The organism is Pseudoalteromonas sp. MT33b, from assembly GCF_014117385.1.
Classification (GTDB): Bacteria; Pseudomonadota; Gammaproteobacteria; order Enterobacterales; family Alteromonadaceae; genus Pseudoalteromonas; species Pseudoalteromonas lipolytica.
Window position 1 is genome coordinate 1,325,454 of sequence record NZ_CP059831.1, and the last position, 25,530, is coordinate 1,350,983.

General features: G+C 41.3%; 27 protein-coding genes. 14 read left to right on the plus strand and 13 right to left on the minus strand.

Translation table 11 applies throughout. From position 1 onward, the window contains the following. Positions 1 to 5 precede the first annotated feature (5 nt). Positions 6 to 443: a SulA-like leucine-rich domain-containing protein gene (locus H3302_RS06115; protein ID WP_036969400.1), complete on the minus strand. Its 438-nt coding sequence runs from the start codon at positions 441 to 443 to the stop codon at positions 6 to 8. 301 nt (positions 444 to 744) lie between these two features. Continuing rightward, positions 745 to 2,670, minus strand: a complete 1,926-nt coding sequence (locus H3302_RS06120) for a S9 family peptidase (protein WP_182396272.1) — start codon at positions 2,668 to 2,670, stop codon at positions 745 to 747. 147 nt (positions 2,671 to 2,817) lie between these two features. Between H3302_RS06120 and H3302_RS06125 the strand changes: the two genes are divergently transcribed. Together H3302_RS06125 and H3302_RS06130 are read left to right on the plus strand one after the other, a co-directional pair. Further along, positions 2,818 to 3,408: an ATP-binding cassette domain-containing protein gene (locus tag H3302_RS06125; RefSeq protein WP_036969395.1), complete on the plus strand. Its 591-nt coding sequence runs from the start codon at positions 2,818 to 2,820 to the stop codon at positions 3,406 to 3,408. Next, positions 3,405 to 4,502 carry a DUF6136 family protein gene (locus H3302_RS06130; protein WP_259369884.1) on the plus strand — a complete coding sequence of 366 codons (1,098 nt, stop codon included), beginning with the start codon at positions 3,405 to 3,407 and terminating at the stop codon, positions 4,500 to 4,502. Before H3302_RS06125 ends, H3302_RS06130 begins: the two co-directional genes overlap by 4 nt. Here H3302_RS06130 and fadE read toward each other — a convergent pair. Further along, positions 4,499 to 6,955 carry an acyl-CoA dehydrogenase FadE gene (gene fadE, locus H3302_RS06135; protein WP_036969391.1) on the minus strand — a complete coding sequence of 819 codons (2,457 nt, stop codon included), beginning with the start codon at positions 6,953 to 6,955 and terminating at the stop codon, positions 4,499 to 4,501. The two genes, H3302_RS06130 and fadE, sit on opposite strands and share 4 nt — an antisense overlap. Before the next feature lie 336 nt (positions 6,956 to 7,291). On the opposite strand from fadE, the gene H3302_RS06140 reads away from it, so the two are divergent. Next, positions 7,292 to 8,056: a class II glutamine amidotransferase gene (locus H3302_RS06140; RefSeq protein ID WP_036969389.1), complete on the plus strand. Its 765-nt coding sequence runs from the start codon at positions 7,292 to 7,294 to the stop codon at positions 8,054 to 8,056. Positions 8,057 to 8,075: 19 nt separating this feature from the next. On the opposite strand, the gene H3302_RS06145 is transcribed toward H3302_RS06140, so the two are convergent. From H3302_RS06145 to cmoA, 5 genes are all read right to left on the minus strand, one after another. After that, entirely contained in the window at positions 8,076 to 8,888 is an 813-nt protein-coding gene (locus H3302_RS06145) for a DUF3108 domain-containing protein (protein ID WP_083422938.1), read from the minus strand. Further along, positions 8,833 to 9,480, minus strand: a complete 648-nt coding sequence (gene purN, locus H3302_RS06150) for a phosphoribosylglycinamide formyltransferase (RefSeq protein ID WP_065979357.1) — start codon at positions 9,478 to 9,480, stop codon at positions 8,833 to 8,835. Before purN ends, H3302_RS06145 begins: the two co-directional genes overlap by 56 nt. After that, entirely contained in the window at positions 9,480 to 10,532 is a 1,053-nt protein-coding gene (purM, locus tag H3302_RS06155) for a phosphoribosylformylglycinamidine cyclo-ligase (RefSeq protein WP_036969381.1), read from the minus strand. Before purM ends, purN begins: the two co-directional genes overlap by 1 nt. 193 nt (positions 10,533 to 10,725) lie before the next feature. Continuing rightward, entirely contained in the window at positions 10,726 to 11,694 is a 969-nt protein-coding gene (gene cmoB, locus H3302_RS06160) for a tRNA 5-methoxyuridine(34)/uridine 5-oxyacetic acid(34) synthase CmoB (RefSeq protein WP_182396273.1), read from the minus strand. A 26-nt stretch (positions 11,695 to 11,720) separates the two neighbouring features. Further along, positions 11,721 to 12,446 carry a carboxy-S-adenosyl-L-methionine synthase CmoA gene (gene cmoA / locus H3302_RS06165; RefSeq protein WP_036971611.1) on the minus strand — a complete coding sequence of 242 codons (726 nt, stop codon included), beginning with the start codon at positions 12,444 to 12,446 and terminating at the stop codon, positions 11,721 to 11,723. A gap of 118 nt (positions 12,447 to 12,564) precedes the next feature. Between cmoA and H3302_RS06170 the strand changes: the two genes are divergently transcribed. Further along, positions 12,565 to 13,245: a DUF3334 family protein gene (locus H3302_RS06170; protein ID WP_036969376.1), complete on the plus strand. Its 681-nt coding sequence runs from the start codon at positions 12,565 to 12,567 to the stop codon at positions 13,243 to 13,245. A 46-nt stretch (positions 13,246 to 13,291) separates the two neighbouring features. Here H3302_RS06170 and H3302_RS06175 read toward each other — a convergent pair whose 3' ends face one another. Continuing rightward, positions 13,292 to 13,504: a hypothetical protein gene (locus H3302_RS06175; RefSeq protein ID WP_182396274.1), complete on the minus strand. Its 213-nt coding sequence runs from the start codon at positions 13,502 to 13,504 to the stop codon at positions 13,292 to 13,294. Between the two features lie 428 nt (positions 13,505 to 13,932). On the opposite strand from H3302_RS06175, the gene H3302_RS06180 reads away from it, so the two are divergent. After that, positions 13,933 to 14,949, plus strand: coding sequence for a DUF5924 family protein (locus H3302_RS06180; protein ID WP_075594126.1), 1,017 nt, complete (start codon positions 13,933 to 13,935; stop codon positions 14,947 to 14,949). Between the two features lie 125 nt (positions 14,950 to 15,074). Beyond that, positions 15,075 to 15,470, plus strand: a complete 396-nt coding sequence (locus H3302_RS06185; protein WP_075594125.1) for a hypothetical protein — start codon at positions 15,075 to 15,077, stop codon at positions 15,468 to 15,470. A gap of 47 nt (positions 15,471 to 15,517) precedes the next feature. On the opposite strand, the gene H3302_RS06190 is transcribed toward H3302_RS06185, so the two are convergent. Then, entirely contained in the window at positions 15,518 to 16,012 is a 495-nt protein-coding gene (locus H3302_RS06190; RefSeq protein WP_075594124.1) for a M48 family metallopeptidase, read from the minus strand. Between the two features lie 13 nt (positions 16,013 to 16,025). Then, complete coding sequence (locus tag H3302_RS06195; RefSeq protein ID WP_075594123.1) at positions 16,026 to 16,874, minus strand: DUF72 domain-containing protein; 849 nt, start codon at positions 16,872 to 16,874, stop codon at positions 16,026 to 16,028. Between the two features lie 227 nt (positions 16,875 to 17,101). Between H3302_RS06195 and aspS the strand changes: the two genes are divergently transcribed. The 7 genes from aspS to H3302_RS06230 all read left to right on the plus strand — a co-directional run bounded on the left by aspS (position 17,102) and on the right by H3302_RS06230 (position 23,398). Further along, positions 17,102 to 18,871 carry an aspartate--tRNA ligase gene (gene aspS / locus H3302_RS06200; RefSeq protein ID WP_036969365.1) on the plus strand — a complete coding sequence of 590 codons (1,770 nt, stop codon included), beginning with the start codon at positions 17,102 to 17,104 and terminating at the stop codon, positions 18,869 to 18,871. A gap of 107 nt (positions 18,872 to 18,978) precedes the next feature. Continuing rightward, complete coding sequence (locus H3302_RS06205) at positions 18,979 to 19,185, plus strand: hypothetical protein (protein WP_036969362.1); 207 nt, start codon at positions 18,979 to 18,981, stop codon at positions 19,183 to 19,185. Beyond that, positions 19,182 to 19,784, plus strand: coding sequence for a pentapeptide repeat-containing protein (locus H3302_RS06210; RefSeq protein WP_409076800.1), 603 nt, complete (start codon positions 19,182 to 19,184; stop codon positions 19,782 to 19,784). Before H3302_RS06205 ends, H3302_RS06210 begins: the two co-directional genes overlap by 4 nt. A gap of 30 nt (positions 19,785 to 19,814) precedes the next feature. Further along, the gene (locus tag H3302_RS06215) at positions 19,815 to 20,399 is read left to right on the plus strand and encodes a GNAT family N-acetyltransferase (RefSeq protein ID WP_074989717.1); all 585 of its coding nucleotides are present in this window, start codon (positions 19,815 to 19,817) and stop codon (positions 20,397 to 20,399) included. A 3-nt stretch (positions 20,400 to 20,402) separates the two neighbouring features. Then, positions 20,403 to 20,753: a hypothetical protein gene (locus H3302_RS06220; protein WP_182396275.1), complete on the plus strand. Its 351-nt coding sequence runs from the start codon at positions 20,403 to 20,405 to the stop codon at positions 20,751 to 20,753. 234 nt (positions 20,754 to 20,987) lie between these two features. Continuing rightward, positions 20,988 to 21,830, plus strand: a complete 843-nt coding sequence (locus H3302_RS06225; RefSeq protein WP_036969353.1) for an isopenicillin N synthase family oxygenase — start codon at positions 20,988 to 20,990, stop codon at positions 21,828 to 21,830. 161 nt (positions 21,831 to 21,991) lie between these two features. Then, on the plus strand, positions 21,992 to 23,398 hold the full coding sequence (locus H3302_RS06230; RefSeq protein ID WP_065979349.1) for a DEAD/DEAH box helicase: 1,407 nt from the start codon (positions 21,992 to 21,994) through the stop codon (positions 23,396 to 23,398). A gap of 62 nt (positions 23,399 to 23,460) precedes the next feature. On the opposite strand, the gene H3302_RS06235 is transcribed toward H3302_RS06230, so the two are convergent. Together H3302_RS06235 and H3302_RS06240 are read right to left on the minus strand one after the other, a co-directional pair. Beyond that, the gene (locus H3302_RS06235) at positions 23,461 to 24,207 is read right to left on the minus strand and encodes a DUF3307 domain-containing protein (RefSeq protein ID WP_036969349.1); all 747 of its coding nucleotides are present in this window, start codon (positions 24,205 to 24,207) and stop codon (positions 23,461 to 23,463) included. Beyond that, complete coding sequence (locus tag H3302_RS06240) at positions 24,204 to 24,821, minus strand: hypothetical protein (RefSeq protein ID WP_074989714.1); 618 nt, start codon at positions 24,819 to 24,821, stop codon at positions 24,204 to 24,206. The genes H3302_RS06235 and H3302_RS06240 overlap by 4 nt, the downstream gene beginning before the upstream one ends. Before the next feature lie 156 nt (positions 24,822 to 24,977). On the opposite strand from H3302_RS06240, the gene H3302_RS06245 reads away from it, so the two are divergent. Beyond that, positions 24,978 to 25,472: an NYN domain-containing protein gene (locus H3302_RS06245; protein ID WP_081759726.1), complete on the plus strand. Its 495-nt coding sequence runs from the start codon at positions 24,978 to 24,980 to the stop codon at positions 25,470 to 25,472. The last annotated feature ends 58 nt before the right edge of the window (positions 25,473 to 25,530 follow it).

Sequence of the window (25,530 nt, forward strand, 5' to 3'; positions counted from 1 at the left end):
CAAGCCTATTGTGGCTGCGGTACTAAATTGTTTAATGGGTTGCTTTTGGTGAAGCAGTAAAACTTTGCAGATGCATGTTCTAAATTAAGAGTCATAGAATCTAGTTGATTGTTGCTGACAATATCTGTCCAGGTGATCACTGCGGCAAAGTTACCGTTGTGCAGCGCCGAACTTAACACATATTCAAGATTCACAAGGTGCTTTTGTCTGATCACTAACAGTTTACTGGTGTCGATTGAACATGAATCGAGTAATGCTTTACTTGGCACATGATCAGGTGCAATTAACAATGTCCACGCACTTTGACTGTTATAGTGATGTAATACCTTTAATAGCTCAAATGTTGCTGAAATTTCGTCTTCAATTTGAATTAAATTAACCGACGCTTTGTCGTTATCTTGTTGATAGCTTTTAACGGTTCTTAAGGTAATTGGCTGTAACATAACTTTCACTCACTGGTTGTTTATACAGTATGTGTATACAGTAGTTTATACAGTGTTTTTGCGCAAGTGTTTTTTTGCTATTTTTTTAACCAATTATTCAGCTTTTAATAATTTTAAAAAATTAAATCTTTAAAAACAATTGGTTATTTTGTTTCTTTGCAGTGTGATATTTTGTGAAAAATGGATGAAATAATATATATAGTGTTTTATATCGAAGTTTATACAGTAGTTTGTATGCAGGATATTTGAGGTTTATACAGGTGTTTTGATAAAGAAGCCGGTGTACACCGGCTTCTAAAATTTAGTTTTTCAAGTACGTATTTAAAAACTCAAGGTACGCGTTTGATGCTTTGATACGGTTTTCTTTTTTAGTAAAACCATGACCTTCGTCATCGAACAACACGTATTCTACGGGGACACCATTCGCTTTTACTGCGGCAACAAGCTCATCACTTTCAACTTGCAATACACGAGGGTCGTTTGCACCTTGAATAACCATCAGTGGTTTCGTAATGTTTTTAGCATGGAAGAGGGGAGATATCGCTCGATGGCGTTCGCCATCAGTTGCAGGGTCACCCATTTCATCGTACAGCGCTTTTTTAAAGCTTTCCCACCAAGGTGGTATAGAGTTTAATGTTCTTACCCAGTTAGTTACACCAAAAATATTAATACCCACTTTAAATTCTTCAGGCTCGAAAGCCAGCGCCGCTGCCGTCATAAAGCCACCGTAACTGCCACCCATAATGCCAATTTTATCAGCATCAACCCAGTCTAAGCTCTGTAAGTGTTTTTTCCCGTAGACAATATCTTGCAAATCGTCTGTGCCATGCTTTTTATCATCTAAATGGAAAAAAGTTTTACCATAGCCAGAGCTACCGCGATTGTTTACAGCAAATATAGCATAGCCATGATTAACTAAATGCTGCTGCATTGCGCTGTAACCTGTGCGGCTCTGGCCGCCCGGACCCCCATGCACCCACACTAGAGCAGGCACTTTATTATTACTATTAGCCTGTTTGGGCTTATATAAAACGCCAGGGATTTCTAAACCGTCAAAGCTTTTAAAACGCACAATCGTGCTTTCAACGAGATCATTTTGATCAATTGCATCGCTTAAAGTATGGGTCAGTTTTTTTGCTTTCGTTTCGCCTAATTGCCAAACAAATAAGTTACTTGGCGAGGTATCTGAATTTAGGTAAAACGCCATGCTCTTTTCATCAGCTGAAAAGCTTACACCACGTAAATTGCCCTGGGGCAAGGCAGGCATATCGATTTGTTTATTGGTTTTTGTGTCAATGATTGTCACTTTAGTACTGGCATCAGCATTAACCCCACTTACTTGGTAACGCCCTGATTTTGAGAAGTAAATAAAGCTGACATCCCAGTCATCTTTTAGGGCGGGGCTGTGCTCACCTGTCGTTAAGTCATAGCGCCAAACCTGTGAAAATTCACCTTTTGCATCGGTCGAGTAATACAGAGACTTGCTGTCTTTTGAGAATGTTTCAGGGCCATATTGCGCTTCATTATCATGACGAGTGATTAGCTCAGGTTTGAGCGTTTTTTTCATTGTATCGAGAATGAACACATCACTGTCTTTATTAGAGTTATTTTTTGATAAGGCAATAAAGCGGCCATCAGGGCTAATCGCCCCGACATCTAGACCAAGAGTATTTTGATAAACAGGTGTTATTTCATAGCGTGAACTGTCTACGCGATATAAATCCATAAACTTAGGATCGCGTTGATTACTCGTTATAAAAAAGTGTTTGCCATCGTCTGTAAAGCCCGCAAAGCTGGCACGAGTTTCATCGCCAGGAGTCAGGTCTTTGACAGTGCCGTCTGTCTCACGTACATAAATATGATAGCGCTCGTTCCCGCCTGAGTCCTTGGTAAATAATACGCGCTCATCATTTGGAAAATAGCGAACAGCATAGGTGCTGTCTTCAAAGTTTGTTAAACGTGTTTTTTTCGCTGTTTTAATATCAATTTCATAGAGGCTATAGATGCCGCTTTCATCACTGCTAACAAGGATTTTGTCACCTTTAGGTGAAAAGCTGCTGCCCATAATTGAAGTGGTATCAAAAAATGTTTCAGCGTCATACTGTTTAATAGTGTGTTCTTGTTGCTGACTAATTTCGCTGGTGGTCGTTTGGTTTGATTGTGAACATCCTGCTAATGCAAGGCTTAATGCACACGCAATGGCTGCTAGTTGAAAACTCGGTTTCATTTTAATTATTCCTTATTATTTTTCCGTTATTGAGTCTTACTTGTTCAATATATAAACGCAAGTTTTGCAGCTAAATAATTGTTACAAAGCATGTAACTTTTTAGGGACATTGCTGTGTTACAATTTAAATTTCGCAAAGGAATGGCAATGATAGAAATAAAAAATCTCAATAAGCGTTTTGCTACAGCAACCGTGTTCGAAAATTATAATAAGCAATTTAACAGTAAGAAAATGTGCTTACAGGCGAGCAATGGGAGTGGCAAAACCACGTTACTGATGATAATTGCTGGCCTTGAAAAACCACAGTCGGGGCAAATAATGTATGCTAATAAACAGCATAGTTCACCACAAAAGTATGTGGCTATTGCCAGCGATCGCATTTGTTTACCTGATTTTTTAACGGCTCAGCAAATTATTCAACTGACCTGTAAAGCCTTAAATGTGCCTGCGCCAATTGACCTTATTAACGGATTTAAGTTCAGCGAACACTTACACACCCGTTTTAGTGCATTATCGACAGGCAATCAAAAAAAATGCCAGCTTATAATCACGTTTATGAAGCGGGCGCCTTATTTGCTTTTAGATGAGCCGAGTGCAGCACTTGACCAAGCAAGTATCCATTATTTACTAAATTTGCTTGATAACTATTTAAGTGATAAACCCGATGGGCAAATCATTTTAACCAGCCACGAGCCAGATGTGTTTTTACACCAAGGCTTTGAGTGTACGCCATTATGATAGAGAGCTTGTCACGTTATAATGCATTAATGAGCTACCGCTATTTAGCATATACAACTGCACTTAAGAACTTACTGGCGCAGCTTAAAAACTTTGGTTTGTTGTTTGCGTTAGTGCTTGGGCCTGCGGTTTTAGGCATCGCGCTGTTGTTATTTTTGGGGCTGGGTAAAATTGTAGACAGCCATGAACATGCCCGTTTTAGCGCCCAGTTAGCTTTGCTCTATCTGGCACTGCAAGCCGTTATGTTATGGGCTGTTGCTCCTGCTATAACAAACTCAGAAAATAGAGCCTTTCAAGCACATATCTTTAAGCCTGCTTGGCTAATTTTAATCGACTGTAAGCTTTTACTACTCAGTAATGTGTGGTTAATGGCAAGCTTATTGATAGCCGTTGACCTTCGTCTTCAGCAATGGTTGCAGGTTCCTCATTTTATTCTATTTATGCTGTTGCAGTGGCTGTGCGGTTTAATGGTAATTTATAGACCTTATTCGCTATTTTATGGTTTTTTAGCGTGTAGTATTCTGGTTCTTTTACCGTTTAGTTTAGATTCCTTACACTACCATAGCGGCTTTTTAATTGGTTTTATGGGGAGTTTATTTTTTCCTAACATGAACCTCAGTCACAAACGTGTGGTTAGTTCACTCACTTCATTTTGGATTAGTTACTTTTTGGAGCACAGCTGGAGTGTAATTTGGCGAAGTGCTTTGTTTACTGCAAGCCTATTAGCCGCAGTGCAACTAGTTGAAATTCGTAGCGACTTTAATCATGCGATACAGGTTATGGTGTTGGCAAACTGTGTATTACTAGGTAGTTCATTACAGTTTGATTGCTTTGCAGTGCTTCAAAAATACCGAGTGTTTTTTCAAACAAATGGTCAGTACAGACGGTTTTATTTAAGTCATTTTATACCCAGTTTACTGTTTTATAGTGCAGCGACATTGGCGGCAATGCTTTTGTTAAATGTTTTACAATGGCCGCTGGTCGCTTTGGCTGCTGTGTGGTGCTTTTTACAGCAGCTTTTAGCGCAAAAAAAACCAGCGCATTATGCGCTGGTTTGGTGTGTTATAACAATTGGAATAGCGTTAATTGCTTAAGCTGCATCAGCTTTGCTGTTATTTCCGCTACGTGCAGCTTTACCTGCAACGAGGTCAGCTGGGTCAAAATCGTCTACGTTAATTACATCGAGACGAGCTTTTTCAACAGCAGCTAGTTTATCAGCTTCGGCTTGGCTTAAAATGCCTGCTTCAAGGCCCATTTGCGCCACTTTATCAAGTTGGAAGAAAGGCAGTTTTACGCCTTTTTCGCGGCATACTTTATCAAATAATGGTTCAACTTCTAGTACGTCTTTAAGCGTTTGCTCTTGACGGCCCACTAAGTTAAGTGGCTCATTTTTAAGGTATACATAACTTGCTAAACGGTTACGTGTTTCGCTAGGTACTTGTAATAAGTGTGCGAGTTTGTGCTCAAGCTTATCTGTTGGCTTGCGTACCGGGCGACCAAATGGGAATAACATGATTTTAAGCATCGCACGAAGCGCAGCAGATGGCATGTTATTAATTAAGTCAGCCAGTGCACGTTGGCAGTGATAAAGGTGATCTTGGCAGCTCCATTGAACAAGCGCAAAATCTTCTTTTTTACGGCCTTCGTCGTTGTAACGTTTAAGTGTTGCAGACACTAGGTATAAGTAGCTTAGTAAGTCACCTAAACGTGCTGAAATACGCTCTTTACGTTTTAATGAACCACCAAATACAGCCATGCTGATGTCAGACATTAATGCAAGTGAAGCACTAAAACGTGACGCTACGCGGTAAAACTCTGCGGTTTCATCTTTGTACGGCGTACTTGTAAAGCGCGCACCGGTGAATGCTAACCACTTAGTACGTACTAGGTTCGAAATGGTAAAACCAATATGACCCATAAGTGCTTTGTCGAATACTGCAAGTGCTTCTTCGCGGTCTTCAATCGAGCATGCACCTAGTTCAGTAAGTACGAACGGATGACAACGAATTGCACCTTGACCATAAATGATCATGTTACGCGTAAGAATGTTTGCACCTTCAACTGTTATTGCAATTGGCGCACCTTGGTAACCACGGCCTAAATAATTGTTTGGACCAAGCATAATGCCTTTACCACCGTGAACATCCATGCCGTGAATGGTTGCTTCACGCATTTGTTCTGTTAAGTGGTATTTAATGATAGCTGATACCACTGACGGCTTTTCACCAAGGTCAACGGCACCGGTCGACATGCTGACTGCGGCATCAGAGCTGTAGGCATAACCTGCAAGTTTTGCGAGTGACTCTTCAACCCCTTCCATTTGACCGATAGGTAAACGGAATTGACGACGAATGCGGCTGTATGAACCAGTAGCAAGTGCGATGGTTTTGATACCACCCGTTGAATTAGACGGCAAGGTGATTGCGCGGCCTACCGATAAGCATTCAACCAACATACGCCAGCCTTGGCCAGCCATTTTAGGGCCACCAATGATGTAATCTAGTGGTACGAAAATGTCTTTACCGCGTGTAGGACCATTTTGGAATGGAACATTTAGCGGGAAGTGACGACGACCAATTTCAACCCCTGGGGTGTCTGTTGGGATGAGCGCACAAGTAATACCTGGTTCTTTGTCATCACCTAATAACCCGTCTGGATCTTGTAATTTAAAAGCAAGACCAAGCACTGTCGCAACAGGTGCTAGGGTAATGTAACGTTTATTCCATGTTAGGCTAATACCTACCACTTCTTCACCATTCCACTGACCTTTACATACGACACCGTAGTCAGGAATAGCACTCGCGTCTGAACCGGCTTCAGGTGAGGTTAGGGCGAAACATGGAATTTCTTGACCACTTGCTAAGCGTGGTAAGTAATGATCTTTTTGCTCTTTAGTACCATAGTGCTGAAGCAGCTCACCTGGACCTAACGAGTTAGGCACACCGACAATTGAAGAAAGTAGTGTTGATTTACTCGTAAGCTTTTGCAGTACGCATGATTGTGCAAACGCAGAAAACTCTAAACCGCCGTATTCTTTTTTGATGATCATGGCAAAGAATTTATTATCTTTTAGATATTGCCAAACATCTTGTGGTAAATCGGTTAATTCATGAGTTGCGTGCCAATCATCAAGCATGCCACATACTTCTTCAACAGGACCATCAATAAAGGCTTGCTCTTCAATGGTTAGTTTGGGGACTGGGTATTGATGTAATTTATTCCAGTCAGGACGGCCGCAGAATAGATCCGCTTCCCACCATGTTGTACCGGCATCGATTGCTGATTTTTCTGTATCCGACATTGTCGGAGTTACTTTTTTAAATGCAGCAAAAATAGGCTTGATAATGTATTGTTGACGAATGCTAGTCACAGAAAGTGGCACAGCAATTAATAAGAATAGTAGCCAACTAATTGCGCCAAACGCGCCAGCAAAAGTGCCAACAAGTAAGGTCGCAATGGCAATACCTAAGCAGGTATTCCAGCTTGCTCTGTGGTAACTCGCAATACTAAGCAGCACGAGTAAACCAAGTAAAAATAAGAGAGTCATTGATTATTCCTTAATAGAGGTCAGACCACCTCTCTTAGAGTAGCGCTAGAAACGCTAATTATCAAGAGGGGGACACGGATAAAACTAATTTTACCTGTTCATTTTTTTACAGTGTAAACCATGATGAGCAGACAACCAGATTGGCATTCGGGTTTATTATTGCGATTTAATAAATAATAATGTTGATAAAAGTGAAAATTTAGCGTGTTCAACCAGATAGTTAATAAAATACAAATAGGGTAGTTGCTAATAGTGTCGCTATGTTTAACAATAACTGCTGGCACAGCTTCGCTATTAATGCCATTCCTTCATTTAGTTTTATAGGTAAAGAGTTCTATGTGTGAGTTGCTTGGCATGTCTGCCAATGTACCAACGGATATTTGTTTTAGTTTTTCAGGCTTATTAGAACGTGGCGGTAACACCGGACCACATAAAGATGGCTGGGGCATTACTTTTTATGAAGGAAAAGGCTGCCGTACGTTTAAGGATCCTGAGCCAAGCTGCCAATCTGAGATTGCGAAGCTTGTTAAAGCGTATCCTATAAAGAGTATTTCGGTTATTAGTCATATTCGTCAGGGCAATCGTGGCCGCGTGTGTCTTGAAAATACACACCCATTCACGCGTGAATTATGGGGCCGCGAAATTACTTACGCACATAATGGTCAGTTGTCTAATTATCATGACTTAAAGCCTGATTACTATCGGCCAGTTGGCAACACCGACAGTGAATTGGCTTTTTGCTGGCTACTCGATAAAATTCGTGAAAAGTACCCTAAGCGCCCATCCAACATGGCGTCGGTTTTCCGTTATGCCGCAAAACTCGCCCATACTCTGCGAGAAAAGGGGGTGTTTAATATGCTATTAACGGATGGCGTGTATGTGTTGGCTTATTGTACTAATAATCTGCATTGGATCACCCGTCGTGCGCCGTTTGGCAAAGCCACATTAATTGATGCTGATATGGTGGTTGATTTTCAAAAAGAAACCACACCGAATGATGTGGTTACTGTCATTGCAACCCGACCACTTACCCACGATGAGCGCTGGCAAAAAATGGAACCAGGTGAGTTCGTGCTATTTAAAATGGGCGAGAAAATATAACGATAAAATCGAAGCGCTTTTACGGCGCTTCGTTACTCATTTCTTGCTTAACCGCAGTCGGCGTACTCACAGGTGCTGTTACTGTGAATGAGTTAAGTTGTACTTCAAACTGTTCCACGCCTTTTTCGCCTTTCCACATACGCACTAACATGTAATCCATTTCGGGAGCAAACCAAGCAAGGGCTTGACGTTTATCGTTATCGTATAAGCGTTTTACTTTAATGGCTTCAATATTGCCGATTGGTAAAGAAATCATTTCGGTGCCAATGACTTCAAAGTCGTAGCTACGCAGATTTCCTTTTTTATCTACTAATGGGTATGAAAGCTGGGTTTTACCTTGCTTTAACTCTTCGCGCACTTGAACTTGGTACGACAGAGAGTCTTGAAAATCATCTGACCAATCAAATTTTAGCGGGTATTTACTTTGATTACTGTTCACTTGCTTTTGTGCAGCATCAAATTTTAATGTGTACTCTTTATCAGGTCCTGTACCAGAGCGCTCCATTGTGTAGCTTAAAGGCGATACTTTTTGATCTTGATAGGTAAATTTTGAGGTTTCTTTTCGTGAATCAGAAAATATCATCCATTCGATTTCACTATGATAAGTTAGCACATAGCTATCGTTGGCTGTTTTTTTAAGTTCGCGTACTGCTTTACCATGGGTTTCACCTTTACGAAGTACATCGTATTTGGCTTGGTATTGAGTGAGATCGCCAGCTAAAACACTGGTAGGAAGTAATAAAGTGCCCACACACGCGAGTAGGGCACTTCGATTTTTATTCTGGGTAGTGCGCGCCGTGTGCAGGAAGTTGTTTTTCGTCAAAAACTGCATAATCTGCTTCCATCTTGAGTCGTTGTTCACTGAACCACTTGACCACCAAAGGATAGATTATATGTTCTTGCTGATGAACACGTTGTGCGAGTGTTTCTGCGGTATCGTTTTCGAGTACCGGCACTTTGGCTTGAAGCACAACGGGACCACCGTCTAGCTCTTCTGTCACAAAGTGAACACTAACGCCATGAACATCATCTTTTGCGTCTATAGCTCTTTGATGGGTATTCAGCCCTTGGTACTTAGGCAACAAAGAAGGATGAATGTTCAACATTTTTCCTTTAAATTTTTGCACTAAGTTAGGTGTTAGAATACGCATAAAACCAGCTAATACAACCAGATTTGGTTCAAAACTGTCAATAATGTCCATTAACTCTGCATCATAGGCCTCGCGTGAGTCAAAGTCTTTATGGCTAAGTACACGTGTTTGTATACCTGCATTCTTTGCTCGTTCAAGGCCATAGGCGTCGGCTTTATTACTAATTACAGCGGCGATATCGGCGTTAATTTCACCACGTCCACAGGCATCAATGATGGCCTGAAGATTCGAACCACTACCAGAAATTAATACAACAAGACGACAAGGGGCCATTAATCACGGCCACCTAAAATTTCAACTTGCTCTTCGCCAGCTTTTGCATCTTGGATTTCACCGATATGCCATGCATTTTCGCCAAGATCTTTTAGAATCGCTAGGCTTTGCTCAAGTTTATCGGCTGGAACAACTAATACCATGCCAACACCACAGTTAAATGTACGGTACATTTCGTGAGTTGTGATGTTGCCATTTTCTTGTAACCAGTTGAAAATTACAGGCCATTCCCAGCTGTCACCTTTGATCACTGCTTTTGCAGATTCAGGTAAAACACGTGGGATATTTTCCCAGAAACCACCGCCTGTGATGTGCGATAACGCGTGAACGTCAACCTGCTTAAATAACTCAAGAAGTTGTTTAACGTAGATGCGAGTTGGCTCTAAAAGGTGATCGCCCAGTGTTTTGCCGTCTAGGTCAGCGCTTGTGTCAGCACCTGATACTTCAAGTACTTTACGAATTAATGAGAAGCCGTTTGAATGAGGACCACTTGATGCTAGAGCGATTAATTGGTCGCCAGCAGCCACTTTAGTGCCATCGATAATTTTTGACTTTTCTACAACGCCGGTGCAGAAACCAGCCATATCGTAGTCTTCACCTTCATACATACCTGGCATTTCAGCAGTCTCACCACCGATTAACGCACAGCCAGAAAGCTCACAGCCTTTACCGATACCTGTTACAACATCAGCTGCAGTGTCGACGTCTAATTTACCCGTTGCATAGTAATCAAGGAAAAATAGTGGCTCAGCACCTTGTACAATAAGGTCGTTCACACACATAGCAACAAGGTCGATACCCACTGTATCGTGCTTTTTAAGATCGATTGCTAAACGTAGTTTTGTACCAACACCGTCTGTGCCAGCAACCAGGACAGGCTCTTTATAGCCAGTTGGTAGTTCGCAAAGTGCGCCAAAACCACCGATACCGCCCATTACTTCAGGACGTTTGGTTTTTTTAACGACGCCTTTAATACGCTCAACAAGTGCATTACCGGCATCGATATCTACGCCCGCGTCTTTATAGCTAAGAGACTGTTTTTGTTCGCTCACAGGTTTTCCTCAAAAAAGTTGCATGTGGGTTGCTTAGAAACGCGCGTATTTTACAACAATTGCACTGGCGCGGCTAGTTGAAAAATCACTTTAACCGACTTGACAAGGACAGTTGTCCGCAAAATGAGAATGAAGGTGTAAGGATAGAGGCGCCACTGTGTTCTGGCGCCTAAATAAAGAGGGGTAAAATAGGTTAGGCTTTCGCCGTTAAAATAGCCCGCAGAGGAGCAGGGTAGCCCTCAATCGTTTTGCTGGTGTCGGTGGGGTCTAAAAAGTCAACCAGTGACTCGTTTTCCATCCACTGGGTTTTGCGTTGTTCTTCAAGTGTGGTGATTGCACAATCTTTAACTTGGACATCTTTAAAACCAACGCGCTCCATCCACAGCTTTAATGCTGCCGTACTTGGAATAAACCACACGTTGCGCATTTTTGCGTAACGATCGGTGGGCACAAGTACCGTGTGTTCGTCACCTTCGACAACCAGCGTTTCTAACACTAATTCACCCCCAGGACGAAGCTGTGCTTTTAATTGGGCTAAAAAGTCGATAGGCGAGCGACGATGATATAACACCCCCATCGAAAACACGGTATCAAACGCTTTAAGCTCTGACAGTGCTTCAACACCGAGTGGTAATAAGTGAACATTGTCATCTTGGTGGTAATGTTTAATCGCTTGAAACTGGCATAAAAATAGATCAGAGGGGTCAATGCCCACCACAAAGTTGGCACCTTCACCACGCATACGCCATAAGTGGTAACCAGAACCACAGCCAATATCAAGTACTGTACGGCCTTTTAATGGCTCAATATGCGGCAACAAACGATCCCATTTCCAATCGCTGCGCCATTCAGTATCAATGTCGATACCGTGTAAGCTAAATGGGCCTTTACGCCAAGGCATCATGCGTTTTAATAAATGGGTGAGCTGCTTTTGTTGACCTTCTGATAACTCATCGCCTGTGCCTATCTGTACTTTATCTTGCAGGTTTACATGATCCGTACTGATTTCTGGTAAGTTTTTTAATACCTTTTGCCATTTGGGTAAATCACCATGACTTGCTTCTTGCTCCCAATGCTTAAGTTGAGCAGGCAAGGTTTCGAGCCAATGACTGAGCGGGCTTTGTGCTATTGCAGCGTAAAATTGGTTAAACCATTGAGACATGAAATACTCTTTATATCGTTGTGCTGTTACTTGATGGCAATCATCGAGCAGAAATTAAAACATTGGTACCATACTTGGGTTTGGCTAAAGCCAATCTCAGTGAGGCGTGCTAAATGAGTACTCAAATGATCAGGGCGCATAACATTTTCAATCGCAGTGCGTTTTTGGCTGATCTCAAGTTCTGAGTAACCGTTGTGACGTTTAAAATCATGGTGTAAATCAATCAGCAAATTATTGCATTGCTCATTTTCACCTTTAATTTTTTCGCTAAGCAGCAATACGCCACCGGGCTTTAAATTAGCATAGATTTTCTCAAGCACTGCGTGGCGCTTTTCAGGCGGAATAAACTGCAGGGTAAAGTTCATTGCTACAACAGAAGCATTTTCGATGGCTAAATCGTTAATATCACCAAGGGTAACTGTAACGGGAACTTCAGAACGAAAGCCTTGTAAATGCAGTTTACAACGCTCAACCATGGCTTGTGAGTTATCTACCGCAATGATATTACAGTTATCTGTACGAATATTACGGCGCATGCTTAATGTTACAGCGCCTAACGAGCAGCCTAAATCATATAGGTTTGAGTTACTTTGTGCGTACTCACCAGCTAGTTTTCCCATGGTACTAACAATAGTGGCATAACCCGGCACCGAACGCTGGATCATATCTGGGAATACTTCAACTACATGTTGGTCAAAACTAAAGTCTTTAACCGCTTGCTCAGTGGCATAAATACTGTCTTTTTGCGTCACGTGAACAGTCTCTTTAAAAAATAATACCGCTATTTTAGCATTTTTAGCTGGATAGTCAGTGATAAATTCAGTAGCTTGGCTAGAATTATCAATAACAAGTACAAGAAAGAGAAGTTTAATGACTAAAAGCAAAGTGATCAGTACAGAAGATATCTTATCAACTCTGTGTCATTCAGTTACCGGCGTATTATCGTCAGCAAGTGGCAATAAAATTAGCTATTCGGCTATGGTACAAAAAATAACCCGTACCTGCATGCGCCCAGATATAGGTTGTTTTGTATTGTTCGATGGTGGTTTTACAGGCCTGGTGGTAACAAACTTCACGGCACAAGCGGCGATGGAAATTTACCATGATTATATGCGCAGTATGGGTATGCCAGAAGAAGAAATAGCCAATAGCCATTTATCAGACGACGTTGCCAACGTACTTGGTGAGCTGATGAACCAAATCGTGGGCGACTTTACTTCTAAAGTACGCGACCAATTGCATACGTCTATCACCCAAAACCAACCTAAAATGATGGCAATCAACAAGCAAGTACAGATTTCGGTTGATACCACTATGGATAGACCACAAGCACGCCGCGTGACATTCACTACATCGAAGCAAAATATCTTCTATCTTGAGCTTGCGATGGATAAAACTGAGTTTATCAAGCTTCATGACTTTGATATTTCAGAAGCGGTTGACCCTGATGACATCATTGAAAACGAAGCAAAACAAAAAGCTGAAAAGCAAAAAGCAGCATCACAAGCAGACGATGCCGATGATGATTTTATGGCCGAATTAGGGTTGTAACTCAACGACTTGGGCTTTCAGCTGTTAGATAAAATAGAGGCGCGGTTTAGACCGCGCTTTTTTGTGCTTTAAAGCAATTGATAACATCTTTAGCAGGGATCCCAATTAACGTAATAGTCTCATCGTCTATCTTTTGAATTTTTGATTTAACTGTCACTGAAGGCCCTCGAGTAAAGCTTTTCACAGATTCTGGTGAAAAGATATTTAGCTCATCTTTGATTAAATCTATTTTATGGGTTTTAGAATCAAAGCTGATCATGATATCACCCTCAAAATCCATTTTTTCTGACGATTCAACAGAGATAATAGAGGCCAAATCAGGGTTTTGCTTAAAATAAATTTAAAAAAAGCTTTTTGCGTATGAGTTTAAATTTTTAATTGAAGTAGCTATGTGGCTATCAACTTCAAGTATTGCATCGTTTTCTAATACTGATTTCATCTTGCAAGTCCATTCACCATTTAGAAAGTTATAATCTTCAAAAGCATCTGCAGTTGTACACTTAAAAAGTAATAAAAGTATTATCAAGACTCTATATAACATTTCATTTGTTCCTTTTAGAAAAAATACTCGATGCTCGTTAACTTTATCTAAATATCTTACAGCTTTGAACTAAAAGCTCGTTTTAAAGCCTACATTCATCCAATTTATGCTTTACTCATAAAGCCTAAAAAGGATTTGATGACTGCATGAATTACTTAAAAAACGTTATAACTAAATTTGTTTTCATGATGCAAAAGCGCCCAGGGTTAATGGCGGTGTTAGCGTTTTGCAGTGGTGTGGCAAGCTATGTATTTGTTGAGCGAAAAGAATCGTTTTCGCAACTTATCTCTATTTTGTTATTAGTCACTTGGTTGTGGTTGTTAATAGATAACTGGCTAAGAGATAAAGTAGAGGAGCGTTTTGGTGTGGCGGTGTCGCCCAACGTGGTGCGCTTTGCGCTGCAAGTTGTGCAGCAAGAAAGCCTGTTCTTTGCTTTACCATTTTTCTTAGCGGTGACAACCTGGGATCATGGTCAGGCTGCGTTTACCGCCTTAATCATTCTTTGTGCGTTCGTTTCTGTTGTTGATCCCCTCTATTACAAAAAGCTCGCAAGGCACAGTGTCTGGTTTAGTGTGTTTCATAGCTTTTCCTTGTTTGTCGTGTTGTCGGTTACCTTACCTATTTTATTAAAATTAACGACCAGTCAGAGTTTTGAAATTGCGCTGGTGACAGCGGTTATTTTAACTATCCCGAGTTTAGGAAACTTGATGCCGAATGCAAAATGGTGGCGTTTCCCGCTGTTGGTACTATTGCTTTGCGCTTTAAGTGCCGGGCTTTGGCAATTACGTAGCTTTGTACCGCCTGCGGCACTGCGTTTAACCGATATGAGCGTGTCGTATCAGCTTGATGAACAAGCCCGTAAACCAATAGAGCCTATCCAAAAGTTAACCGAGTATGATTTACATCAAAAAGGTCTATACAGCTTTAGCGCAGTTAAAGCCCCGAGAGGTTTAAATGAAAAAGTCTTCCATGTTTGGGTGCATAATCGTAAAGAAGTTGAACGCATAGCCCTGGATATTTCCGGCGGTCGTAAAAAAGGCTATAGAGCATGGAGCCACAAAACGAATTTCCCTGCTAATGCGGCAGGAAAATGGGTCGTTAAAGTGGTTACCGAATCAGGGCAGCTGATAGGTCAGAGAAGGTTTGAGGTAACTGAAGTTTAGCTGTCAGTTTTTAGCCGAAATGAGAGAGGGGCAATTTTGATTGAACGTTTATGAGGAACATGTTGCTATGAACCAATAACTTAATTATTGTAAATATTAAGTTTAAAATTTTTGGCAAGAAAAGCATGACTAGGTATTTTCAGTTTACTGTGCTGGTTACAGCAGTTTTATACTCGACGTTTTTTTTCTTACCGTATATTTGGCAATATATTTACTCTGAAGACATTTCTTACTTATTATCTGCTGCAGGAACAGGTGGAATTATCGATCCTCAAAGCTCGTTTCCATATATTTACTCAATGGTATATGTATTAAGTCTACTTGGTCTTTATTTATACAAAAAATTAGCAAAGTGGTTATTTTGTTCACTGACTGCCTTTAACTTTCTTGTTAGCCCTTACATTCTTGGGCTATATGTCACAATGTATTTTGATGCATCTATTGGTTATTTACTTACTCTTTGCGAAGGTGCATTGATTTTAATGCTCTTTAGTGATGATGTTATAAAAAAGCTTAAGTAAACAGTCTATTTTTGGTATTAGATCTCATATTATTTTTACTGATAGCATTAATAAGGGTTTTTCCCTTCACCTACCAACACACTGAATATTCTTAAATCAAGCTCGAGTTGATGGTATTGCGGCTCCATGTGGCAACAGAGTTGATAAAACGCTTTGTTATGATCTTTTTCTTTAAAATGTGCAAGTTCGTGAACAACCAATGCTTTTAATAACGGCTCTGGTGCGCATAGTAAGTCGCTGTTAATGGCTAGGTCGTGCTTACGCGTTTTGCCTTGCATACGAAAAGTATGCGTACCTAACGCATTGGTGACCATATCGCCTTGTTTTTTAAACGCGGCACGACCAAAAGGCAGGGCGTTTTTAAGGTAACGTTTTTTAAGCTCGGTTGCATAATTGTATAAGGCTTTATCACTGGTGATGTTATGCGCGTCAGGGTATTTACCTTTTAAATACTGTGCGGCTTTGTCATTATTAAAAAGCTGTAATACTTGGTCAACGATATGGGGCGGGTAACCTTGAAAATAACGGCTGTAGTCTTTCATATGCACTCTGAAATTAAAATAAACTGCTTTGGCTGGCTTCTCGCTCACCTGCAAAAGGCGCGAGCACCGGGTGATTATAACCTAAATCTTGGCAAAATTGCCTCGCCAATAGTGGCGATTCGCGGTTATCGGCGGTATGAAAAAACACATACGGTGATTTACCTTCTTCAAGCCATTGTTTTATTTTTTTAAGCCAAGGTTGGTAATACGATTTGTATTCATGGTTAAGGCTTGCAATCACAAAGCGCAGCATCGGATTACTGCCCGTTGCTATAGCATGGACAGGTAAATAAGGCTTTTTCTTTTGCGCATCAATCAATGCATCTGTTTCTGCGGGCACTGCAAATAAAGCCCGTGTATCCATACTTATGCGATTAATGTTGTTTTCAATTAGTAGCTGATTAAGGCGAATTTCAGCATCACCTTTTTGAAAAAACGCGGGGTGGCGTACTTCAACACCATAATTGAGGTGTTTGGGTAACTGGGTAATAAAATTAGTCAGCAGGGGCAGAGCATTAGGGCCAAAGGCACTTGGTAACTGCAACATAATTTGCCCAGTTTTGGCAAAAATAGGTTCAAACAGGGTCAGCCATGCATTTAGCTCATTGTTTATATTGGTGAGCTGTAATTCGTGACTAAAACGCCGGTGAAACTTAAAAGTAAATTTAAAGTCTTCGGGTACAGCATCGTACCAGCGTAATAGTGATTCGTGACTTGGGTCAGCATAAAAGCTGGTATTGCCCTCAACCGAGTTGAAGGTGTGCGCATACTCGTTGAGCATGTCGGCACTTTTACAGTGACTAGAAAGTAAACTTCCTTTCCATGCGGTGCTAGACCACTGTGGACAACCTAAGTACAGCATTAAATCAACCAATAAATTTAAACTGCGCGTAGTGTAACAAAAGAAATGAATGCTCAGAAGTCAGTGCGCATATTTAGGCTTCTTGGCGCACTGCTGGCACTCGCATTTTGAGATGGTTTGGGTATAATGCTCAGCCTTAAATGATTACTTTGTATAGTGGCTTTTGCTCTCAAAATAGCGAACTCTTAAGAGCAGGCGGCTATAAGTCTTTAACTGACAGGAATACTATGCGCTCTATATATTGCGGACAGCTAAATAAATCTCACGTAGATCAAGAAGTTGAACTATGTGGTTGGATCAATAAACGCCGTGACCTTGGTGGACTTATTTTCGTCGATTTGCGTGACAGAGAAGGGCTCGTTCAAGTGGTTTTTGATCCTGAAGTAGAAGGATTAATGGACACTGCGAATAAACTACGCCAAGAGTTTTGTGTGCAGTTAAAAGGTGTTGTTCGCGCACGCCCTGAAAGCCAAGTAAATAAAGACATGGCAACAGGTGAAGTTGAAATTTTAGGCACAAGCTTAACTATCATCAACCGTTCAGAGCCATTACCTCTTGATTTTAATCAGCAAAACTCTGAAGAGCGCCGTTTAAAATACCGTTACCTAGATTTACGTCGTCTTGAAATGAGTGACCGTATTAAACTACGTGCAAAAGCGAGCAGCTTTGTGCGTCGTTTCTTAGATGACAATGGTTTCTTAGATATCGAAACACCCGTACTTACAAAAGCAACACCAGAAGGTGCGCGTGACTACTTAGTACCAAGCCGTGTGCACAAAGGCAGCTTTTATGCATTGCCTCAGTCGCCACAGTTATTTAAACAATTACTAATGATGTCGGGTTTTGACCGTTACTATCAAATTGTTAAATGTTTCCGTGACGAAGATTTACGTGCTGACCGTCAGCCAGAATTCACACAAATCGATTTAGAAACGTCATTCATGAGCTCTAATGAAGTTCGTGCGATGACAGAAAAAATGATCCGTGAAATGTGGCAATCACTGCTTGACGTTGATTTAGGTGACTTCCCTGTCATGCCTTACAGCGAAGCAATGCGTTTATACGGTTCAGATAAGCCAGATTTACGTAACCCAATGCAACTTGTTGATGTTGCTGACTTAGTCAAAGACGTTGAATTTAAAGTTTTCTCAGGCCCTGCAAACGACGAAAAAGGCCGTGTTGCCGTGTTAACTGTACCAGGCGGTGCAGAGCTTTCTCGCAAGCAGATTGACGACTACACGAAATTCATCGGTATTTATGGGGCGAAAGGCCTTGCATGGATGAAGGTTAACGACCGTGCTGCGGGCGTTGAAGGTGTACAATCACCAATCGCTAAATTCTTAAATGAAGACGTGATTAACCAATTACTTGAGCGTACTAATGCGCAATCGGGCGATATCATTCTATTTGGTGCAGACAAACGCAACGTGGTTAACGAAGCAATGGGTGCGCTACGTCTTAAGATTGGTGTTGATTTAGGTATTACAAACCTTGATAGCTGGAAACCGCTATGGGTTGTTGACTTCCCAATGTTCGAAGAAGACGACGAAGGTACATTACATGCGGTTCACCACCCATTCACGGCTCCAAAAGAAATTTCGCCAGCAGAGCTTGAGGCAAACCCTGCCGCAGCAATCTCTGATGCATACGACATGGTATTGAATGGCTATGAAGTAGGTGGTGGCTCAGTACGTATTCACAACGCCGACATGCAAGAAACAGCGTTTAGAATTTTAGGTATTGATGCGCAAGAGCAACAAGACAAGTTCGGTTTCTTACTTGACGCCCTAAAATACGGTACACCACCGCATGCAGGTCTTGCGTTTGGTCTTGACCGTTTAGTGATGTTGCTATGTGGCACTGATAACATTCGTGACGTAATTGCATTCCCTAAAACAACGCAAGCATCATGTTTATTAACAGATGCACCAAGCAAAGCCAATGCGGATTCGTTAACAGAGCTTGCGATTAATGTGGTTGCAAAAGACGCTGAGTAATTCTTAATAAACTGAATTATAAGCTTTAATGAAAGCCCTAAGGTGTACCCCTTAGGGCTTTTTTGTGTTTAAATTAATTTTTATATGGTGTATTTCAAGGAGTGGGTATGAATATAAACGCCAGCTTTATTAATTACTTAATGCTTATTTTAGTTCCGTTTTTTGCTGTAATGAGTTATTACCTCGGTAAACGTAAAACGACAACCCCTATCATTGTCGCTATTATCGGTGGTTTGTTAGGTTTAATGCCTTTATTTGGTCTGGTATTTATTGCTGTACTGGCGCTTAAAAAAGATATTGAGACGAGCGCGTGATCACAAGCCATTCGCTTTATTTTGAACACACCTTTGAACACACCTTTGAAGTAAACCTAGCAGGGCAAACATTTTCGCATTGCGAATTTGAGCAATGCGAATTTATCGATTGCGACTTTAGCCACAGCCAGTTTGAAAACTGTCGGTTTATAGAATGCGAGTTTAAAAACTGTAATTTAGTGGCGCTTGGGCTCAAGTATACCTCACTTGAAGAGGTGAGCTTTAAAGCGTGTAAATTAACCAGTGTACGCTTTACAGATGTTGATTGGCCGCTGCTTGCCACCCGTGCCCCTGTGAGTTTTATTGGCTGTGAACTTAGCCATAGCAGCTTTTTTGAACTCAGTTTAAAGGCCTTAAAAATGCGCAGCTGCTTTGCCAAAGATGTTGATTTTAGGCATGCGGATTTATCATCTGCTGATTTTACTGATACTGATTTTCGTGACAGCGTGTTTCAACAAACGAATCTCAGTAAAGCTAATTTTATTGGCGCCAGCCATTTTGCTATTGATATAACCGCTAATAATATAAGTAAAGCTAAATTCGAGCGTTATGCAGCTTTGGACTTACTCGCCGGGCTCGATATAGAGCTGGTGGATTAAGTACCATTACTAATAGGATTAAGGAAAGCCATGAATTTAAGTCCCACCTCCTTGGAAGGAAAATTTATTAAATTAGTGCCATTAACACCAGCGCATCGTGATGCACTTGTAAATGCAGCCGCAGATGGTGAGTTGTGGAAATTATGGTTTACCTCTGTGCCCAATGAAGAGCGAGTTGATGACTATTTAACCATGGCATTTGAGCAACAAGCTCAGGGCCGAGCATTACCATTTGCAGTTATAGACCAGCAAAGTGGCGAGGTTATCGGTTCAAGCCGTTTTTGTAATATTGATACTAAAAACCGCCGTTTAGAAATTGGTTATACCTGGTATGCCAAGCGCTTTCAGCGCACAGCCGTCAATACCGAATGCAAAAAGTTACTGCTTAATTATGCTTTTGAAACGCTGCATGTGATTGCTGTAGAGTTTCGTACTCATTGGCATAATATGGCATCACGCAATGCTATTGCACGTTTAGGGGCTAAACAAGACGGTGTACTTCGAAACCACCAAGTAATGGCCGATGGGCATGTGCGTGACACGGTGGTGTTTTCAATTATTGATGGCGAGTGGCCGATGGTTAAACGCAGTTTAGAATATAAATTAGAGCAGTAGAAAGTGTTGACTATAAGAAAAATAACTTTGTTATTAGCGTTTACACTTTTTGGACAGCGAGCCATTGCTACTGAAACTGAGGTTTTGTTTGATACCCAACGATCGCGCCATATTCCAGTGACGATAACGCCTACCGATAGTAAATGCACCGCGCAGAAAAAGTGCCCCGTTGTTTTTATTGGCGCAGGTTACGGTATGGCGCATACAGATTATCAATTTGCGCAGCAGGTTTTTCATCAGCATGGCTATTTAACGGTTGAAGTTGCGCATGAATTAAACGGTGACCCAAGTTTAAATCCTGAGCCGCCTTACATGACGACGCGGATGGAAAATTGGCATCGCGGTGTAGAATAAACAATCCTTTTACGTTGAAACGTATCTAAATAAGCACATTAAAGTGTGTTCTAGCGTGTGTATTATAGTCGATAAAGTTTAGTTGATCTGTGTCAAATTTCAGGAACTCAGCCTGTAGGGGAGGACATAAGTCCTTATATTTTTAACTGCGTTTCTCTATCCTCGCGAAGCGCTATAATGAAGAAATGCTATGCTTAGCACAGACTTCTAGAACCTTATTCACTGGAAAAGACAATGCAACATTTACCTACCGTTGATTATAAAGCGAGCGATGCGGCCGCTCAATTTGTTGAGTCACTAAGAAACACAGGTTTCGGTGTATTAAAAAATCACCCAATTCCTCAGTCATTAGTTGAATCAATCTATAAAAATTGGCAAGAATTCTTTAATTCTGAGCAAAAGCATGCGTTTTTATTCTCAAAAGAAACACAAGATGGTTATTTCCCGCCGTCTGTGTCTGAAGTTGCAAAAGGCTTTACCGTAAAAGATATTAAAGAGTACTACCACGTTTATCCTAAAGGCCGAGTGCCCGCACAATTAGAAGAAGAAATTCGTGAGTACTATCGCTTAGCCAATGAGTTTGCAGCCACACTTTTAAGCTGGGTTCAAGCTGAAGCACCAGAAGACGTGCGTGCTAAGTTTTCTATCGATCTTAAAGATATGATTGCAGACTCTGAGCAAACACTTCTACGTATTTTACATTACCCCCCCATGACGGGTGATGAAGAGCCGGGTGCGATTCGCGCCGCTGCACATGGCGATATTAACTTATTAACGGTTTTACCAGCAGCGAACGAACCAGGTTTGCAAGTACAAACAACAGATGGCGGTTGGTTAGATGTTCCGTGTGATTTTGGTAACCTGATCATCAATATTGGTGACATGTTACAAGAAGCGTCGGGTGGTTACTTCCCATCGACTATTCACCGTGTGATCAACCCAACGGGTAAAGCGTCAACGAAATCACGCATTTCGTTACCGTTATTCCTTCACCCGCGTCCAGATGTTGTATTGTCTGAGCGCTATACTGCCGATAGTTATTTACAAGAACGTTTACGTGAGCTAGGCGTTAAGTAAAAGCAAACGACTAGAAAGAAGCGGCTCAGGCCGCTTTTTTCGTCTTTAATACACATACCAATAAATCGCCGTTATAAAATAATTCCATGCATTATTGGCTATCATAGGTATAATGCGCGCACTTCGGCAATTCAGCTGACTTTTTGAATTTGAGAGACACTATGAGTTTTGATGGCTTAGGATTATCACAGTCTTTAGTTAATGCAGTTTTAGAAAAAGGCTATGAAACACCTACGCCTATTCAAACACAAGCGATCCCTGCGATTATAGCGGGTAGAGACGTGATGGCCGCGGCGCAAACCGGTACAGGCAAAACAGCAGGTTTTACTTTACCGTTAATCGAGCGTTTAGCCAAAGGCAAAAAGGCAAGTGGAAATCGCGTGCGCGCGCTTGTGCTTGCACCTACACGTGAGCTTGCATTACAAGTGAGCGAAAACGTAGAGGAATATGCTAAGCATTCTAATATTAGTTCGTTTGTGGTGTATGGTGGCGTTAAAATTAACCCGCAAATGATGCGCCTTCGTAAAGGTGTTGATATTTTAGTTGCAACACCGGGACGCTTACTGGATTTACATAATCAGAATGCGCTCCAGTTTGATACCTTAGAAGTGTTAGTGCTTGATGAAGCCGACCGTATGCTTGATATGGGCTTTATTCACGATATTAAACGTATCATTGCGAAGTTACCTACTCAGCGTCAAAATTTGATGTTTTCAGCGACGTTCTCTGATGAAATACGTGCCTTAGCAAAGGGACTTATTAACGACCCAGTCGAGATTTCTGTAGCAGCTAAAAACACCACCGCAAAAACCGTGTCACAATCGGTTTACGCGGTTGATAAGTCAAGAAAAACAGCCCTATTGAGCCATTTGATTCGTACCAACAATTGGCAACAGGTATTAGTTTTTAGCCGTACCAAACACGGTGCTAACCGTTTGGTTAAACAGTTAGAGCGTGATGACATTGTGGGCGCGGCTATTCATGGTAATAAATCGCAAGGTGCGCGTGTTAAAGCGCTTGAAGGTTTTAAAAATGGCGAAGTACGTGTATTAGTTGCCACAGATATCGTAGCCCGAGGGCTTGATATTGTTGAGCTGCCACACGTTATCAATTACGACTTGCCGAATGTGTACGAAGATTATGTACACCGTATTGGTCGAACTGGTCGTGCAGGTGCTTCTGGGCATGCTATTTCGTTTGTGACAGCCGAGGATGCCATTGATCTATACGGTATTGAACGTTTTATTGGTGAATTGATCCCGCGCGCGACTGAAGCGGGGTTTGAACCAAGCAATCCCGTGCCTGAAAGAGAGCTTGATGCACGCCCAATTAAACCTAAAAAGCCGAAAAAAGCCAAACAGCCGTTTTCTAAGCCGAAGTCGGATAGTAAAAAACCAAATAGCAATGGCAGTGGCATAGGTCCACGCCGTGGTGGTTCGGGAAAAAAATCTAATGCCACTAAAGGAAGTGACGAGCAAACACAAAGCCCATGGGCTAAGCGTCAGTCTGTAGGGGGGAATGCTCAACGCAAACGTCGCCCTAAAAACGGTGGCTCAAATAACAGCTAATTTATCGGTTGATTAATAAAAAGCGCGCCTATTTTGGCGCGTTTTTTTATGGGTCTGCAAAGTCACACTGCTTTGAGGTAATTAACCGCTAAGCCAATGAATAAAGTCATGCTGACACTGAGTAAGGTACCGAGCATAACGTATTCAGTCAGTTTTTTATCTTTACTGGCACTTAAATCACCAAAGCGGAATACGGATTTTGCTGCAAGTAAAAAGCCAACGCCTGCAAATTGGTCCAGTAAGATAAATGTTAGCATTAATACGCGCTCAAGCATGCCAATACTTTGTCCTGCGGCTGGTAAACTGCCAGTGGCGCTAAAGCCAGATGTGATGCGCTCTAACATCATGCGAATAAACACCGCTGTTGGATTTAAAACCAATAAATAGCCACACAGCACCCATAATGTCGCCGGTTGTATCAACCATTCCCAGCTATGTGTAAAAAATTCATCGTTGTCGCTTAACCATATAGCCAGTAACAACAAGACAACTAAATGTGCAAGTTGGTCGACAATAAAAGGAACCACGCCTTTACTTGAGTAAGATTTAGCAAGGTCGATTACATAGTGTGTAACCATAATTACTGCCGTGGCGATAACGACGCTTGAAAGCGCTTGCCAACCATAATTAAACTCCCAAAGTAATAGCACCAAAAATGAGCTAACACCGTGGGTGAGCACGTGTAAGTAAAGTTTACTGGCACGAAAGTGGCGTGTATTTCTGTCATGCACCCAGCTCATGGGTTGCCAGTAAAAGTCGGCAATTAAATGCGCTAAAATTAAGCTTACGATAAGTAATGAAAAACTCATGTTGTCATTCCTTTGAGTGTGGTTTGGCTGTACTGCATAAAACGTTCAATTAATTGGTAGTGAGCTAAATTTAAAAGTTTTGTGACATTGGCTCGGCTTGTTGCGAGTTCTTTAGCAAGTTCGGCATGATTGTTGTGTTCTGCTGTTAAATAATAAAACAACGCATTTGCTTGTTTTTGACTCATTTTTTCAAGTAATACTTCAATTAGTTCAATATTGAGTAAAAAACCCTCGTCAAGGGGCTGATTGTCTATTTGTAAAATGAGTCGTTGATGGCCCATATTATCTAACCCCCGGCCAGATAGAGTATAGGCACTGCCTGTGGCTGTTTTTATATCAGCCCGTGGATTATCAACCTTTCCAATGGCCAGGCTTTGTCTGAGCTCATAATTAGCGGCTTTCATTTGCAAATATAAAAGTATCGCCGCACAACATACTGTATCAGGCGTCGCTAGATGCAGTTGCATAGCATCGCCGCGGTAAATGGTATAGTCAGCGTCGAACCGATTAGCAATAAAGCGTAGACTCTGATCAAGCTGATACAGCATCGCGTCGTATTCTTGCTGGGGGATTTTTTGTGATTTAATTAAATCACCACTGATCACCGCTATCATTATGGATTTCCTTTTTAAAGTAACTTAATTCGGTTACATCGCGATAAGTAACCAAATTCGGTTACTTTGTTTTATGTAACCAATTTAGGTTACTCTTTCGTAAATTTCAACCAAGATATGCTACAGTGTGATCAAACCACTAAGAATAGAATCAGTATGCAAGCAGTTGATAAGCCAAAAGTCGGCATTTTTGTTGATGTGCAGAATATTTATTATACCTGCAGAGAGAGCTATAAAAAGAATTTTGATTACAATGCCTTCTGGGCGAAAATGAGCGAACGATATCAGATTGATTGCGCGATTGCGTATGCAATTTATCGCGGTGATGAGAAACAGTCTCAGTTTCAAAATATTCTCCGTGCGATTGGCTTTGAGGTAAAACTTAAACCTTTTATTCAACGCCGCGACGGGAGCGCAAAAGGGGATTGGGATGTTGGTATTACCATTGATATGCTTGAGCATGCAAAACAACTCGATAAAATGATTTTGCTCTCCGGCGATGGTGACTTTGCCTTATTGCTTGGCCACCTAGCACACAACTACCACATTCCTTGCGATGTGTATGGCGCTGAATACCTTACTGCCGATGTGCTTAAACACGCTGCTGCTGAGTTTCATTGTATTGATGATTCTTTGTTGCTCGGTAAGTGAAGAAAAATTATTCCATAATAAATAAAATATTTAAATAAAGTATTATTTCAGCTAAGCT